The sequence below is a fragment of the Microbacterium sp. CBA3102 genome, assembly GCF_007954505.1.
Taxonomy (GTDB): Bacteria; Actinomycetota; Actinomycetes; order Actinomycetales; family Microbacteriaceae; genus Microbacterium; species Microbacterium aurugineum.
Map to the genome: position 1 here is coordinate 3,497,140 of NZ_CP042412.1, position 15,482 is coordinate 3,512,621.

17 protein-coding genes and 1 pseudogene are annotated in these 15,482 nt (G+C 66.3%); 17 read left to right on the forward strand and 1 reads right to left on the reverse strand.

The window, feature by feature from the left end; all coding sequences use genetic code 11:
* Positions 1-64: 64 nt before the first annotated feature.
* Entirely contained in the window at positions 65-946 is an 882-nt protein-coding gene (locus FGL91_RS16825; RefSeq protein WP_153244413.1) for a hypothetical protein, read from the forward strand.
* Between the two features lie 193 nt (positions 947-1,139).
* Here FGL91_RS16825 and FGL91_RS16830 read toward each other — a convergent pair whose 3' ends face one another.
* On the reverse strand, positions 1,140-1,988 hold the full coding sequence (locus FGL91_RS16830) for a hypothetical protein (protein ID WP_153244414.1): 849 nt from the start codon (positions 1,986-1,988) through the stop codon (positions 1,140-1,142).
* Between the two features lie 217 nt (positions 1,989-2,205).
* Between FGL91_RS16830 and FGL91_RS19175 the strand changes: the two are divergent.
* The 16 genes and pseudogenes from FGL91_RS19175 to FGL91_RS16905 all read left to right on the forward strand — a co-directional run.
* Positions 2,206-2,577 (forward strand): annotated as a pseudogene (locus FGL91_RS19175) (DNA cytosine methyltransferase); the annotation flags it as partial.
* A 46-nt stretch (positions 2,578-2,623) separates the two neighbouring features.
* Positions 2,624-3,064, forward strand: coding sequence for a hypothetical protein (locus FGL91_RS19180; RefSeq protein ID WP_227992094.1), 441 nt, complete (start codon positions 2,624-2,626; stop codon positions 3,062-3,064).
* 323 nt (positions 3,065-3,387) lie between these two features.
* A complete protein-coding gene (locus FGL91_RS16840; protein WP_227991694.1) occupies positions 3,388-4,308 on the forward strand; it encodes an ABC transporter ATP-binding protein in 921 nt (306 codons plus the stop codon).
* The gene (locus tag FGL91_RS16845) at positions 4,305-5,117 is read left to right on the forward strand and encodes a hypothetical protein (protein WP_153244416.1); all 813 of its coding nucleotides are present in this window, start codon (positions 4,305-4,307) and stop codon (positions 5,115-5,117) included. The genes FGL91_RS16840 and FGL91_RS16845 overlap by 4 nt, the downstream gene beginning before the upstream one ends.
* Positions 5,118-5,142: 25 nt before the next feature.
* Positions 5,143-5,955 (forward strand): hypothetical protein, encoded by an 813-nt coding sequence (locus FGL91_RS16850; protein WP_153244417.1) that lies wholly within the window; start codon positions 5,143-5,145, stop codon positions 5,953-5,955.
* Positions 5,956-6,023: 68 nt separating this feature from the next.
* Complete coding sequence (locus tag FGL91_RS16855) at positions 6,024-7,235, forward strand: sensor histidine kinase (protein ID WP_153244418.1); 1,212 nt, start codon at positions 6,024-6,026, stop codon at positions 7,233-7,235.
* Entirely contained in the window at positions 7,193-7,888 is a 696-nt protein-coding gene (locus FGL91_RS16860; RefSeq protein WP_322619399.1) for a response regulator transcription factor, read from the forward strand. Before FGL91_RS16855 ends, FGL91_RS16860 begins: the two co-directional genes overlap by 43 nt.
* 135 nt (positions 7,889-8,023) lie before the next feature.
* Complete coding sequence (locus tag FGL91_RS16865; RefSeq protein WP_194239262.1) at positions 8,024-8,395, forward strand: SdpI family protein; 372 nt, start codon at positions 8,024-8,026, stop codon at positions 8,393-8,395.
* Between the two features lie 130 nt (positions 8,396-8,525).
* The gene (locus FGL91_RS16870; protein WP_227991696.1) at positions 8,526-9,365 is read left to right on the forward strand and encodes a helix-turn-helix domain-containing protein; all 840 of its coding nucleotides are present in this window, start codon (positions 8,526-8,528) and stop codon (positions 9,363-9,365) included.
* Positions 9,366-9,593: 228 nt separating this feature from the next.
* On the forward strand, positions 9,594-10,673 hold the full coding sequence (locus FGL91_RS16875; RefSeq protein WP_153244420.1) for an ArdC-like ssDNA-binding domain-containing protein: 1,080 nt from the start codon (positions 9,594-9,596) through the stop codon (positions 10,671-10,673).
* Positions 10,673-11,587, forward strand: coding sequence for a bifunctional DNA primase/polymerase (locus tag FGL91_RS16880; RefSeq protein WP_153244778.1), 915 nt, complete (start codon positions 10,673-10,675; stop codon positions 11,585-11,587). Before FGL91_RS16875 ends, FGL91_RS16880 begins: the two co-directional genes overlap by 1 nt.
* Positions 11,587-12,222 (forward strand): DUF2637 domain-containing protein, encoded by a 636-nt coding sequence (locus FGL91_RS16885; protein ID WP_153244421.1) that lies wholly within the window; start codon positions 11,587-11,589, stop codon positions 12,220-12,222. The genes FGL91_RS16880 and FGL91_RS16885 overlap by 1 nt, the downstream gene beginning before the upstream one ends.
* The gene (locus tag FGL91_RS16890; RefSeq protein ID WP_153244422.1) at positions 12,219-12,677 is read left to right on the forward strand and encodes a hypothetical protein; all 459 of its coding nucleotides are present in this window, start codon (positions 12,219-12,221) and stop codon (positions 12,675-12,677) included. The genes FGL91_RS16885 and FGL91_RS16890 overlap by 4 nt, the downstream gene beginning before the upstream one ends.
* Positions 12,678-12,755: 78 nt before the next feature.
* Positions 12,756-13,622 (forward strand): hypothetical protein, encoded by an 867-nt coding sequence (locus tag FGL91_RS16895; protein ID WP_153244423.1) that lies wholly within the window; start codon positions 12,756-12,758, stop codon positions 13,620-13,622.
* On the forward strand, positions 13,619-14,710 hold the full coding sequence (locus FGL91_RS16900) for a ParB N-terminal domain-containing protein (RefSeq protein WP_153244424.1): 1,092 nt from the start codon (positions 13,619-13,621) through the stop codon (positions 14,708-14,710). Before FGL91_RS16895 ends, FGL91_RS16900 begins: the two co-directional genes overlap by 4 nt.
* Before the next feature lie 70 nt (positions 14,711-14,780).
* Positions 14,781-15,479, forward strand: a complete 699-nt coding sequence (locus FGL91_RS16905; RefSeq protein ID WP_153244425.1) for a hypothetical protein — start codon at positions 14,781-14,783, stop codon at positions 15,477-15,479.
* Positions 15,480-15,482: the final 3 nt, after the last annotated feature.

Here is a 15,482-nt window from a genome sequence, read left to right on the forward strand (position 1 = left end):
GTCCGCGGCGTACCGCCTACGGGCATCGCAAACACCGCGTAACCCTCGCCGATAAACTTCGAAGGTGAAGACCCCGGCCGCGCGCATCGTCCTGACAGTTGTTGCTGTCGTGGTCGGTGCGTTCAGCCTGTTCTTTGCCAGCGTCGCGATATGGGGATCGTGGTGGAGGTTCCCCGCCATGCCGACCGCCGAAGAATGGTCTGCGGTTTTCGGTGCTTCAGCTCTCGTAGCGCTTGGCTTCGCTTGGTACCAGATTCGGCAGGTGGATCAGTCGAACAAGGCACTGATCGCATCGAACGAGTTGGCGCGCCAGGTCAACATCGAAGCCGTTAGGCCCCGGGTGCAGGTTGCCCTGGAAGCCGATCGATTCGTTCAGAAGGATCGCGGCGCACCAGTGAAGGGCACGCTCTACATCGCGGTGCGAAACATCGGCGTGAGTCCAGCACGCGATGTTCGACTGAGCGTGAGTCCACCGTTTACGTCGCTGGAGAAGTTCTTCAACCCCGGGATGATGGGTGAACACTTCGCTGAGATCAATAAGGCCTTCAACGGAGAGGTGCACTTTCGAACACTCAACCCCGGCAATACCTACATATGGTTCCTCGGACGCGTGCCGGAGTTGTTCGATGGCGGCTCCGAGGTTCCGCGCCGCTGGGAGGTCGAAACCGAGTACACGGGAACGGCGTCTCCAGAACCATTCCGCGGAACGTTCGTCCTCGATCTCGACATCGAGAAGCGCATCGAGTTGCCCGTCGATCCGCTCGTGCGAATCGGCAAGGACATCGAGGTCGTCGGAAGCCATCTCAAGGCGATCAAGGGCGCTGTGCCGAAGAAGTTCGCTCTGAGCGATGATTCCATCGAGGCTCTTCGCCAGCGCAACCACGGGAGTAGGTCTTCAACACTTCGTGCGCGGCGAAGGCCTCCGTGGTTGCGGAGACGGCGTTGACGCTGCGATAGACCAGTGCACGCGAACTCGCTAGGGACCTGCTCGGATTGCACGCGCAAGTTTCAGACTGGCGCCGGCATAGGCAGGCAGTTGCGGCTGCAATCCTCGTGGGCGGCGCGTCTGCCAGCACGTCATGCTGCAAGGCGTAGGCCTATCAGATCACTCTCGTGCTCCTTCGGAGGATGAGCCGCGCTCAGCGGCGAACGTGCGCTACGGACCGGAGATCGTATAACCGAAATGCTTCGTTCAGGGTCATAGTCGCCGCTGCGATGGCGGGGCCCACGTCATTGTCGAGATCACCCCGGAGGCGCACAATCGATCCGCCTGACTCCTCGTGCACGACCTCGTTTCGGTCGAGTCGCATGACGCCGAAGTGGTACTGCGCGTGGGCAGCGGCGCTACCTGATCGCCAGATTGCCTGCGTTGCCCCGATCAGAAGGTCGTCATCGACGCCGTGCATGTGCTGCGCCACCCAGTCGATCGCTCCCGTCTGGTGGAACCGAATCTTCGTAACGTCCTCTTGCACGCCGAGTGCAGTCGCAACCCTCTGCAAATCTGTCTGCCGATCACGCAGTTGCTCCAAAAGGCCCGTACGAGCTTTCTCGGTCTTACCCTCCGGAATCTGCATGTCGCGGAACGATGTCACCTGAACGCGAAGGTCGTCAGCGCGGAGCCTGAGCGCGCGCGCACGACGTTCTTGCCGTGTTGGCGGCGCAAGAACCCAAACTGCATTGACCGCCGCCACGAACGCTGTTCGCGCAACGGTCATGTAGGCGGTCGGGTACATCGTGCTAGTTGCCCGCATAGCATCGATTGCGAAATCCAGGTGCTCGGACGAGATGCACATCGAGTACCAGACCGGGTTATCGACGCTCAGTCCGTCGATTGAGTCGGCTGCGAGCGAGCTACCGGGCTCGGGCGATGTCGGATTCTCTGCACGCTTACGCCAGGCATCAACGACATCCGAAATGCGGCCCAGACGCCTTAGCCACTCGCTGTCCTCAGGTCGCTGAGGCTGCCGCTTGGGTCGCCGCTTCGCCATGATCGCACCTTATCTCCGTTCGCAGACTGGCCTTCACGACGCGCTCGACCTCGATCTGCAAGACGCGTGGTAGCTCGGGGCGGATGGTTCGGGCAATGGACGGGGCGACCGGCGCGGGAGGGGTGTGGATGCGCGGCGAGCACCTGGCAGGTGACCAGCCTGGTGCCGAGTTCGTGAGTGGACGACGGCCAGGGATAGCGAACTTGCCGGAGTCCTCATGCACCAGCCAAGAGACGATCATCGTCTGCGTGTCGGGTCGCTGTTCTCCGGCTATGGAGGCCTCGACCTCGCCGTCGAGGAAGTCTTCGACGCCCGCACGGTCTGGTTCTCTGAAATCAACGAACCTGTCGCCCGTGTCTTCGCCCACCACTGGCCCGACGCGCCGAATCTCGGAGACATCACCGCCATCGACTGGAACGCGGTCGAGACGGTCGACGTGCTCTGCGGAGGGTTCCCGTGTCAGGACGTTTCGACGGTGGGGAAGATGGCCGGCCTCGCCCCCGGCACCCGCTCCGGCCTCTGGGCGCACATGGCAACCGCGATCGAGAAGCTGCAACCCGAGTGGGTCGTCATCGAGAACGTCCGCGGGCTGCTCTCCGCACCCGCGATCCGCGCGGCCGCGGAAGGAGAAGGCGATGAGCAACGCAACCCCGACACCGCAATCCCCGGCGGTGCAACCCCTAGCGACCTGGAACCCGACCCGTGGCATCTGGGAGAGTCCGCAACTCGACCTCTTCGGGCAGCGGGAGCAGTGCTCGGCGACCTGGTGGACCTCCGGTATGACGCGCAATGGCTCGGTCTACCCGCTTCCGCCATCGGCGCACCCCACCCCAGGTTCCGGGTCTTCATCCTCGCCCACCGCACTGTTCCGCACGCCGCTGGCCTCAGACGCCGCGCGGGGCGGCGAGAGCTTGCAGCAGGTCAGAGCTCGGCGCGGCACGATCGCGCTGAGTCATCAGATCATCGACCTCGCCCTCCACGGGCCGAGCGGCTACCCGCGGGCGGAGGAGCCGGAGAGCCTGTGGACGTTGATCGGGGAGCTCTTCGACGCTGGGGACGATACGCCCGAGCAGTAGCCCTGTGGGAGAAAATCACTGGCCGTGCCGCTCCGTTGCCCGCGATTCTGAGCGGTGAGGCCGGTCCGCGACCCGCGCCGGAGTTCGTGGAGTGGCTCATGGGCCTGCCGCAGGGGTGGGTTACCCATCCGAGGTACTACCTCACGAAGAATCAACAGCTCACCGCGCTCGGCAATGGTGTCCTGCCGAGGCAGGCTGTGCACGCCATTGCCTCTCTGCTTCAAGTCTGAGTGATTCAACCCGGGGTTGGTGGTGTGGGCTTTGCTCTGCTTCGTAGCGTCGAAGAGGTGGACGTGACGTAACTGAGGAAGGACGGGATTTCGGTGACAATCTCGGTGAATGACCTGTCGAAGCGGTATGGCAGCGCGTACGCGGTGAAGGGTGTCTCGTTTGACGTGAAGCCTGGCAAGGTGACGGGATTTCTTGGGCCGAATGGGGCTGGGAAGTCAACGACGCTGCGCTCGATTGTGGGGCTGGACTATCCGACTTCAGGTTCCGCGCTGATCGGCGGGCGTCGCTATGCGGAGCTTCGCGCGCCACTTCGCGAGGTTGGGACGCTGCTGGATGCGAAGGCGGCGCATCGGTCACGTCGCGCGTATGACCATCTCCGCTGGATTGCGGCAACGCATGGCATCTCGCGTTCGCGGATTGATGAGGTGATCGAGATCGCGGGTCTGACGTCGGTGGCGAAGAAACGTGTAGGCGGGTTCTCGCTGGGCATGGGGCAGCGGTTGGGCATCGCTGCGGCGTTGCTTGGCGATCCGGAAACGCTGATCTTGGATGAGCCGGTAAACGGGTTGGACCCCGACGGTGTGACCTGGATCAGGGAGCTTCTGCGGAGTTTCGCGGCAGAGGGGCGGACGGTGTTCCTGTCGTCGCATCTGCTGGGCGAATTGTCGCTGATTGCCGATCACATCGTCGTGATCGGCAAAGGCCAGATCATCGCAGATAAGCCGCTGGCTGAGCTTGTCGCGACGAAGCCTGTGGTTCGTGTCCGCACTCCGGACGTTTCGCGTCTGGTTGCTCTGGTCCAAGGCCCCGGTGTTACCTCCACTACCTCCGAGCATGGTGTGGTGGAGTTCGAGGGTGTCGCGGTGGAGCAGATCGCGGAGCGTGCGGCGCAGGAAGGCATCGTCATCTACGAGATGGGACAGGCCACTCGAACTCTCGAGGACGCATACAACGAGCTCACTCGGGATGCGGTGGAGTTCGGTGCGTCTGCTGACGAAGGGTCAGGCAAGTGACGGTGGCTACGCATCCAACCGTCACCGCGCGAGGAGGCGCGAAGGCGACGCTGGGCCGTGTGTTTACTTCAGAGACGGTGAAGCTGAGCTCGCTCCCGGCGTACATGGTCAGTTTTGTATCAGCGCTCATCGTGCTTGTCGGGTTCGGGCTCATGTCGGCGTGGGCAAGAATCATCCAGTCGAACGAGTTGCCGCAGATCGGAGCGTTGGAGCCTGGAGCAGTGCTCGCAGGTTTGCAGGGTGCACAACTCCTCGTTGCGCTCACGGCTGCTGTGTTCGCGACTTCTGAGTATGCGCAGCAAACAGTTCAGCCAACCTATTTGGCGACGCCGCTACGGGTGCCTGTGCTCGCAGCGAAGGCCGGGCTGATGGCAGTTGTCGGCTTGGTTGTCGGAGCAGTAGGTGGCGTGCTGGCCCTTGCGGGGGCATCCCTGGTGCTTGCTGACACCAACCTCGCTTTTGGCATCTCAGTTGACTTCGGCGCGCAGCTCGTCTTCGGGGCCGGTCTGTATCTGGCTGCGGTGGCGGTGCTCGGCTTGGCGGTCGGCACGATCGTCCGCCACACGGTTGCAGGGCTGTTGTCGATGGTTGGGTTGCTGGGCATCGCGCCGTTGGTGCTTGGGGCGGTGCCGGTCGAGTGGATCAGAAACGCCACTGCGTACTTGCCGTCAACTGCGGGCCTACTGATCCTGCAGCAGGACGGAGTGTCATCAGTTCTCGGACCGTGGTCGGGGCTTGGCGTCACGGACTTGTGGGCGTTGGCGGCATTGATCGGCGCGGCCGTCTTCGTCCGCCTTACGGACGCATGACTATGGAGAAGGAAGGACGATCGCTGTGATTGAAACTCGGGATTCTCGCCCTCCCACCGTTCCCGGGAAACCGGCGCTGGGGGCGCTCGCGGGTGAATGGATCAAGTTCTGGACGCTGCGGTCGAACCGGGTGCTCGCAGCGATCGCCCTTCTCTTCGTGCCGCTGAATGGCGTGCTGCTCGCGGTTTCGCTGCGGCAGCGGGCAGAAGATCCAGACACGAGCTTCTTGATTCCCTCTGTGGAGCCGGCCGCCTTCGTGGATAGCGTGTTGTGGGTCCAGTTGCTTATCTCGGTCATAGCGGTGCTCTTCGCGACGTCTGAGAACGGTGGGTTTCTGGGGGTGTCTTTTCTCGCAACACCGAAAAGAGTTCCAGTCGCATTGGCAAAAGCCGCAGTCATCGCATCGGTCGTTTTCGTGATCGGTACGGTCGGCGCTCTGGCCGGCCTGCTGCTGCCATCGGTCATGCTGACCGGCACCGAAGTCACTTACCACGCCCCCGTTAGTGATGTGGTCGGGCTTGCTCTTGGCTCAGGGGCATACCTTGCGGGGATCGCGTTGGTCGCATACGGAATCGCTGTTCTGGTCAGCAACATCGTGATAGCTGTTCTTGCTCCGATCGCCTTGTTCACGATAGTTCCAGCGGTCTTGGAATGGGTTGGCGGAGACACTATCGCCACTCTCGCCGGGTACTTTCCCAGCGTTGCGGGCCGCACGGCGATCTCAGCGATGGTGAACCCTGCTGGCCTTGACGCAGCAACTGGGTTGCTTGTTCTTGGTGGGTGGGCGGTCATCGCGGTCGTAGGGGCTGCGCTGGTCTACCGCTACCGTGACGCGTGACAATAGGAACAGACGAACACGCACTCATCCGTGGCGAAGTGCATCTTGACGTGCGGCAGGAAGGATGTATGCGAGAACAGGCGAACGATTCCGAGTCGGGCATTGCGCGGGGTGTTGCCTTCGCGTCTGTTCATGCGTGGATGGCGTCGCACCCTCGTGTCGTTACCGGTGTCGTGGCGCTCCTTGCGACAGTGCCCTTCCTCATCGTCGCGCTTCTGAACGATTCTCCGAACGGTCCCTACGCACCTTTTGCCCTGGTCGCGGCCGGTGCGCTGCTTCTGTTGCGAGGACGGCGTCCGATCCTGGTTGTCAGCCTCGTCGCACTTCTGGCGGCCATTACCGATCCCCGCCTGTTCACCGTAGCGATCGCGGTTGCTGTCTACGAAGCCGCTCGTCGTCGCCGGCTCGGGGTGGGAGTCCTCGGCTACTTGATCGGCGTCGGGGTGCCGCTGATCGGTACGAGTGTGAAGATCGCGCTCAGCCTGCACACCGGCGCCGTCTCCGGCGAGACACCCCCGGTAGGGCTTGGGACGAGCATCATCGACCCGTACGTTCTGATCGGACTGGCGGCCGGTATCGTCATCCAGAACATCCAGGAACGTCGTCGCGTACAGGCCGCTCTTCTTGAACAGCAGCTTTCCCACGCCCGGGCCATGGAGAGAGCGCGGATCACGGCCGAGATGCACGACATCGTCGGGCACGCGCTCACCGTCATGGTTGCGCTCGCGAACGGGGCACGGTCGGGTTCCGCCAGCGATCCGGAACGTTCCGCGCAGGCGCTGGAGCACCTCACACAGGTCGGCGCCACGGCGATGGAAGACATGCAGCGCACTCTTCGGATGCTCCGCAACTCGGACGCGGAACTCGACGAAGCTCTACATCGCTCCGGGTATGACTTGCCTCGGCTCGAAGAGAGCATCGAAGTGTTCCGGGCAGCGGGCCTTCCCGTCACGCTCGCCCAGTCCGGTGCGCCGATCCCGAACGATCCCCTCCTTGTCACCACGATGCACCGCATCGTGCAGGAAGGACTCGCGAACGCTCTGCGATACGCGGTCGGAGCCACCCGCGTCGACGTCACGATACGTCACGAGCACGGTCTACTCACAATCGACGTCGCCGATGATGGCACCACTCCGCTGCCGCCGAGCGTCGGCACTGGCCGCGGCCTGATCGGAATCGCTGAACGCGCCGCGGCGTTCGACGGCACCAGCACTGCGGGGCCCCGCTCACCTCGCGGGTGGGAGACCCGCACCATCTTGAAGACGGGCCGAAAACCATGATCACCGTCCTGATCGCGGATGACCAAGAACTTGCCCGGCTTGGGCACTCTCTCGTCGTCGGGAGCGCGTCAGATATGACTGTCGTCGCCGAGGCCTCCTCGGGAGAGGACGCGATTGCCACCTGCGAGGAGCGTCAGCCGGATGTCGTGCTGATGGACGTGCGCATGCCGGGCATCGGCGGAATCGCCGCGACCCGCGAGATCACCGCCACGCATCCCGCCACGAAGGTTGTCATCCTCACCTCTTTCGACCTCGATCAGTACGCTTTCGGCGCGTTGGAAGCCGGCGCCAGCGCCTTTCTTCTCAAGACCGTCACCCCCGAACGTCTCATCGACGCGATCCGCACCGTCCACCAGGGAGACGCCGTCGTAGAACCGCGCATCACACGCAAACTCATCGACCACGCCCTCGCAGAACAAGCGCGACCGTTGCAGGAACCTCGTAGCGCACTCGATGTTCTCAGCCCTCGCGAGTACGACGTGTTCCTCGCGATCGCCACAGGTATGACCAATGCGGAGATCAGCGCACGGCTCTTTCTCTCGCCGGCAACCGTCAAGAGCCACATCAATAAGGTGTTCGGCAAACTCGGCCTCCGCGACCGTGTACACGCGGTCATCCTCGCTCATCGACTGGGTATCACGACCGGCCTGTAGCCACGCCAAACTCCTTCTGGGATGCGCAGGCAGCAGGAATCATTCAACCCGTGGTTGGTGGCCTGGCACTGTCCGAGATTCGTAACGTGGAATCGGAAGCCACAACGGTTCTCCAATATCCACGGAGGAGTCACCATGCCCCAATTCATCGGTGCTGTGCTCGTGGTCCTGCTCGGCCTGCTGGTGCTGTGGTGGGCCCGAGCGAGTCAGCGCGGAACTCTTCGCCAGCAATGGATCTTCGGCTACCGCACCGCTCTCACTCTGCACGACAAGAACGCCTGGATCACCGTCCACAAAGCGACTGCCCCATACCTGTACATCGGTGGATTCGGGGCGACTGGGGCCGGTGTCGTGGCCGGCGTACTCACCGTTACCGAGTTCGGCAACACTGCCGCTGTGCTTCTGGGAGTGGCCGTGGGTTGGGTTCTCCTCTGGGTCATCGTCTCGTTCTTCCCTGCCGCTGCCGCCGCCCGCGCCTACAAGCGAGCAACATCGGAACAGTCTTGACATCCGCGTGCAAGGGGCCTTCTCTGCCTCGAAAGACAGCCGTTCTGTAGGGAGCGGAACCCAGTTCTCACCCATCGTCACCCGCACACGAACCGACTATCGTCCGATCCAACCGATCGCATTTGACTATGTGAAGTTCATCATTGTGCGGGCCGGGAGTGCTCGGCTGTTCAGCGAGTTCGGCTGTCAAAATGCCCGCCTCGGCGATGTCATCGTGCTCGCGGCCAACACCCTTTGCGGAGCTGAGCCTGAGGGTTGGGTAACGACGACAACCGTGTATCTCGACCGTGACTATGTGATCGATCAGGTGTTCTGGCAGCACGCCGCAAAGTTCAAGGATCGGCTTGACGCTAGTAGCTTCCTCGAAACGAACTATGCCGAGCCCGCGCAGATCGTCCGGATCGGTGAGGACCGCGCCGGATTGCTGATGCCGTGGCTGGATGAACTCGCGGCCTTGAGCATTGACGGTCTATTCGCAGAGCACTTCTATCGAGCGCAAGCTCTGCTCTCAGCTGTCCTCGATGTCATCGTTCCCTATCTTGCTATCACCGGCCAACGGGTCACGTCGACTCAGCGGAGCACGGTCGTACCGTCGGCCCCGCAGCATCGTGTGTTTCGGCCCCTTCGCCCTGAGGCACGGAGAGTCGCCGATCTCTTCGCCGCTGAAATGGATCGCCACTGGTCAGTGCCCGAGCTGGCTGACGCGGTGCACCTGTCTCCCTCGCAGCTGCGCCGGGTATTCACGGATGCGTTCGGGAAGTCGCCTATCGCATATCTGACGATGTTGCGTGCTGAGCGGATGGCGCATCTGCTGAAAGCTACCGACTCGCCGATCTCGATCATCGCAGCGTCGGTGGGATGGGGCGATCCTGATTTCGCGGCTCGTCAGTTCCGCCGTAGCGTCGGGGTCTCTCCGAGCGAGTATCGCCGGATCAGCCGCAAGGCCCCTCTGCCACTGCACCCCGAGTAAACGCGCGTGCGTCCGGGTGAAACGACCATGATCCGATGGTCAGATCACCAGGGTCTGTCCTTCTGGGGTAGAGGTGGGCTGATACGTCGGGTTCAGTGATGCACCTGGCGGTCGCTCACTGTTCTTGTCCGTCGTCCGTCTCGATTCCTCACTGATGCCCTTGGCGCACCTTCTGGTCGCAGGGGTCACCCGCCGTGCGCGGTGTGACATGCCGGGAGGAGGAAGCCGATGGCGGTAACCGAGGAGCAGCGTGCCGCACGGGATGCGAAGCTCGATGCGCTGCACGAGCGGCTGGCGGTCGCGGTCGGTCAGCTCTCGACCGGAGACGACTGGAAGCAGGCGCTGGAGTTCGCCGCGAGGTTCCGGTCGAGGAGCTTCGGGAACACGCTGCTGATCTGGGCGCAGCACCTCGATGCTTTCGACCAAGGGCGGGTGCCCTCACCGGAGCCGACCTATGTCGCCGGGTACAAGCAGTGGCAGTCCCTGGGCCGTCAGGTGGAGAAGGGCCAGCCCGGCTACATGATCTTCGCCCCGGTCACCGGCCGGTTCGCATCTTCGACACCGCAGGATGCCGCCTCGTGGCGGCGACTCGGGAGGTTCGAGAAGCCGAAGCCGGGTGAGGCGGTGCGCTCCCGGATGGTCGGCGCGAAGCCGGCGTATGTGTGGGATGTCTCCCAGACCGCGGGTGACCCGATCCCGGAGCGTCCGTCGCCGGTGCTGCTGGAAGGCGAGGCGCCGGAGGGGCTGTGGGAGGGGCTTGCGGGTCTGGTGGAGGCGGAGGGGTTCTCGGTGCTGCGGGTCGAGCACGCCGGGATGATTCACGGCGCGAACGGCTTGACCGACTACTCGAACCGGACGGTCGCGGTGCGGACTGACATGGATGCTGCCGCTCAGGTGAAGACCCTCGCGCACGAGCTCGCGCACGTGAAGCTGCATGGCCCGAACCGCCCGGATGCCACGGGCCATCGCGGGATCGGGGAGGTGGAAGCGGAGTCGGTGGCGCTGATGATCGGTGCCGCGCACGGCATGGACACCACCGCCTACACGATCCCCTACGTCTCGGGGTGGGCGGGCACGGTGAAGGACAAGGATCCGGCCGAGGTGGTGCAGGCTACCGGCGAGCGGGTGCGCAGGACGGCCGGGGCGATCCTCGACGCCCTCCCGACCGTGCAGCTCGGCGGCGGTGACCCGCCGGGCCTGACTCGTGACGCGGCCCGCGTTGACCGTGCCCCGCAGGCTGCGCGCGTCGCGCCGCCGGTGGAGCCGGTACGCGCGCGTGCGGCGGATGTCGTGGTGAGGGGCCTGTGATGCGCCCGGCCGAGCTGTTCGCCCAGGTGTCCGGGGTGCCGTTGCCGGTGGCGGCGGGACGGTTCGCGGACGCGGGGGTGCCGGTGTTCCCGTGCGTGCCGAGCGGCAAGCGTCCTCTCATTGAGCGCGGCTTCCACGCCGCGACCACCGACGCCGGCCAGGTCTCGGCGTGGTGGCGGCGGTGGCCGGCGGCGAACATCGGCGTCCCCACCGGCGCTCCGTCCGGGCTGGTGGTGGTGGACGTGGATGTTCACGGCCCCGCCGATGGGCGTGCCAGTTTCGACCGTGCCGCCAGTGCGGGGATGGTCGGCGGGTGGGAGGTGCTGGTGCGCACGCCTACGGGAGGGATGCACGCCTACTATCCGGCGACGTCGGGGGTCGAGCAGCGGTCGTGGCAGGCGGGCCGGGCCGGGGTCGATTTCCGTGGCGACGGCGGCTACATCATCGTCCCGCCCTCCGCACGCACCATCGACGGCACCACTGCCTGGTATCGGGTCGCGGAGGTCGGCGCCGGTGCGGTGAGGACGGTGGACGGGAAGGCGTTGCGGGACTTCCTCGATCCTCGTCCTGAGCCCCGCGCCCGTCCCGCCTCGTGGGACCCGGTGGGGGTGGAGGATGCCGAGCGGTTGGCGCGGTGGCTGGGCCAGCAGGACACGGACCGGAACCTCAAACTGTTCTGGGCGTCGTGCCGTCTTGCCGAGGCAGGCGTCCCGATGGCTGACGCTTTGGATGCGGTGCTGTCGGCGGCGAAGTCGGATTTTGGGCCGAGGGAGATCACTGCGACCGTCCGCTCCGCCTACCGCAGCGTCCATCCCACCCCCGCCCGCCGCGAGGCCTCGCCGGAGCGGCCCGCCGATGGCTGGTTCAGTCGGGCGGTTCCCGCCCGCACGGCCCCGAATGGTCGAGGGTTGTGATGCGTAACGGGGCGGGGCGGCGGTGGGCGGCGGTGACGGCGATCGCGGGGACGGTGTTCATCGCGGCTGGCGCGTTCTGGCTGTCGTTCACCGCGCTGGCAGACCTTGCCGCTCGTTCCGGTGTCGGGCAGGGGCAGGCGTGGGCTTGGCCGCTGATCGTTGACGGCATCATCGTCGTCTCGACCGTCGCCGTCGTCGCCCTCGCAGGACAACGCTCGGCCTGGTATCCGTGGACGCTGCTGGCCGCCGGTGCCGTGGTGTCGGTGACCGCGAACGCCATCCATGCCGTCGTCGCCGCTGACGCCGACGTGCCGGGTGTCCTGGCCGCGAGCGTGGCGGCGGTGCCGCCGCTGGTGCTGCTGGCAATCACCCATCTCACCGTCATCCTTACCCGACCCGCCCCAGGGCCAGGGCTCGTGATCGCGTCGGAGTTGTCACCGGAGTCCGACCAGGAGACGGCGGGTGCTGCTGCGCCGCCGAGCCCCGCGGGTCGTGAGGTGGCGGTGCTGCTGCGGGAGGAGCAGGGGTGGTCGAACAAGCAGATCGCCCGCCACCTGGGCGTGCATCCGTCCACGGTCGGACGCTGGTTCGCTCGCCCCGCCCTGACCGACCCCGACCGTGAGGAGACACCATGAATGACACCGTCGCCCCGCACACGAGGTCGCTGCCAGAGCCCGCCGCACTTCGCCGGGAGCATCCCGAGCCGCCGGAGACGCTGGACCGTTCCGGCGATGGGAGCGAGGTATCAGAGCTCGCCCGCCACGGCGACCCGTCCGCCGCGAAGAAGACAGCGGCGGAGGCGGCGACAGGGCGGCGCCGGTCGGGGGTGGAGTGGGTGAGTCCCTCCGATCTGCTGGCCGCCCGGCTGGGAAGGGTCGCCGGGCAGGGCATCGATTTCCAGGCAGAGCTCGCCCGACGCGCCCGTCTCGTCCCCGGCCAGGCCTACCGCGGCACTCGCACCGTGGCCCGGTCGGGTGTGCGGGTGGTGAGCGAGCGGGCGCGGAGGCTGCCGCCGGTGACCGCGTTCGGCCGAGGCGTCGGGGCGGAGCGGCACTCGTGGGTGTCGCGGTCCGGGATCGGGTTGGGGTGAGCCATGCGCGTCCTCCGTGATTTGGCGAGCACGACCGTGGGGGATGCGTGCGCACCTGCTGTGCAGGAGGTGCCGGAAATGACACAGGCAGGCAGTCAGGAAAAGCGGGCCCGGTTCGAGGACTCGGAGGCGCTGCGCGCCCTCCTCACTAGGCTCCATGAGGCCGGGCAGGGTGCGTGGCGGCGCGACCCGGAAGCAGCCTTGCTGATGCGGCACGCGGCCGACAAATACGCCGCCCTCGCGAAGAAGCACGGCCTTGACCCGTGGGAGGCGGCATCGGCGGCGTTCGAGGCGATGCGGGGAGCTGCAACCCGGCGTGCGGAGGACCCGTGGGCGGTGGTGACCCGGGCGGTGCAGGTGACCTGTATCGGGGAGGAACGTGGCAACGGGCTGCTGTGCTCGGTGCACCAGGCACGCCGGCCACGCTATTCGGTGTTCCACGACGCGGAGCGGTTCAGCGATCGGGAGAACCCGCTGCCCGACTACCACCCCGCGTTCCAGTTCGACCCCTTCGCCGACGACCCCGACGACGAGCCCGCCGAGGACGACGAGGTGCGGTTGGAGCGGACGATGAACGTCGGCTCGGCGGTGGAGGACACGATCGCGCTGCTGTCCTGGGTGGGATGGGACCCTGCGACCGCGAGGGCTGCGGTGGAGTACATCACCGGGCGGCTCGCGGAGGCGCCGTCGCGGGCGTCGGCGTTCGAGACGCTGCGCCGCGACCGGCAGGCCCGCGCCCTCCTGGACCTTCCCGGCAGCTCGTGGACGACGCTGCTGCGGGTCGTGCTCGGCAACCCCGACCCGGCACTGGCGCGCACCAACGCGGGCCGTGGCCTGCTGGTGCGGCTGCTGAACCGGGAACCGTTGCGGGCGCTGCTACGCGACGACGACATCATCCTCACCGCCGGTCTCGCTGCCCCCGACACCGGGGCCGATCGGCCATGAGTACCCCGCCGGCCGGGCATATCGAGCTGGAGCGCGCCGTGGACTCCATCGGTGTCGGGCGCCGGCACCGGCAGGACTATGGTGACCTGGCCCCGCTGGTCGAGTCGATCCGCCGCAACGGACTTCTCCAGCCGATCACCATCACCCTCGATGGGCATCTGATCTGCGGAGCCCGACGGCTCGCCGCGATCAAGCTGCTCGGGTGGAAGACGGTGAATGTGTGGGTGCGGTCCGGGGTCTCGGACCGGCTCGGGCAGCTCCTGGCGGAGCAGGACGACAACCTGCTGCACAAGCCGCTGACCCAGTTCGAGGCCGCCGCCCTCTACCGCGAACTCAAGACGCTGCTCGCCGAAGACGCCGCCCGCAGGCAGGAAGCATCCCGATTCCACACCGCAGCCGATGCGGGAGAGGACGGCGACGTTAAGTTAACGGCACCGTGGGACACCACCCCCGGCGAGGCCGCGGTGCAGGCCGCGTTGATGGTCACCGGCCGCGACTCCCACACCACGCTGGAGCGCATCGGCCGCCTCGAAGACCTCGCCGCCGACCCCTCCCAGCCCGAGGCGGTGCGGCAGCGCGCGGCGGCGGAGGTCGAGCGGATCAAGGCCGGCGGGAGCGTCTACCCCGCCCACTTGCGCGTCAACGCCGAACTCTCCCTCGCCGAGCTCGACCAGCTCGCCTCAGACCCCGCCCAACCGGACGAGGCGCGCGAGCAGGCCCGCACCGAGGCCGCGCAGGTACGTGCCGCCGTGGAGCGGGAAGCGCGGGCGGTGGAGCTGGAGCAGTTGGCGAAGGACGCGCTCGCCCGCGTCAAAGCCGCGAAGGCCACGGGACGCAAACCCGTGAAGCGGCCGGCACTGTCGGCCGTGGAGGCGGGTGAGGCGGTGCCGTTCCCGCTGACCATGTTCGTCGCGACCTGGGACGACATGGCCGGCTGGTGGCTCCACCACGACCCCGAACAGGTCGGCCCGGCACTGTCTGAGGAGCAATGGTCCCGGTTCGAGGAGACCATCGCCGGGACGGTCGCGTTCGCTGACACCGCCCGCGCCGCGCGGGCCGAGGCGGAGCGCGCCGAGCACATCGCCTGACCCGCGCTCTGGGACGGGTGTGTGCACCTTCCTGGCGACCACTCCTCGCTGTCGCCTCCTGGGAGGACCTATGGACCCCGCCGCTTCCGACGATCGTAGTCGTCGCCGTCTGCTGATCGCTGCCATCGCCGGTGGCCTGGTGCTGCTCCTGCTGGTGGGCGTCGGCGTCTACGGGCTGCTGCGCGGCCCGGCATCCCGCACCGACACCACCCCCGCCGGGCCGCCGGTCCCGTCCGCGACCTCGACACCGGCCGGGCCGGACGGGCAGGGGCCGGTCGCGGTGCCGCAGACAGGTGGCCCGGAGGCGTTCGCCCGCTCGGTCGCGGTGGCGCTGTTCACCTGGGACACCACCAGCGGCTACCAGGCGGTGGACTACGCCCAGATGCTTGCCGATGTCGCCGCCGACGAGGAAGCGGACGCCCTCGCGGGGGATGTGCGCGCCTACCTGCCGAACCCGCAGGCGTGGGCGCAGCTTCGCCAGTACCAGACCCGTCAATGGCTCACTATCGACACTGCGGTGATCCCGACGGCGTGGGAGACCGCCGTCGCACAGGCCGCGCCGGGACAGATTCCCGATGGTGCCGTCGCCTACACGATCGAGGGAACCCGGCATCGGGACGGCACCTGGGGCACCGAGCCGGTGGAGGCGTCCCGGCCGGTGACGTTAACTGTGTTCATCGTCTGCACCCCCACGGTCACGAACCGTGGGATCACCGGCACGCGATGTGAGCTGCTGCGCCTGTCCCAACTCGACAGCCCCCTCCGCTGAGAG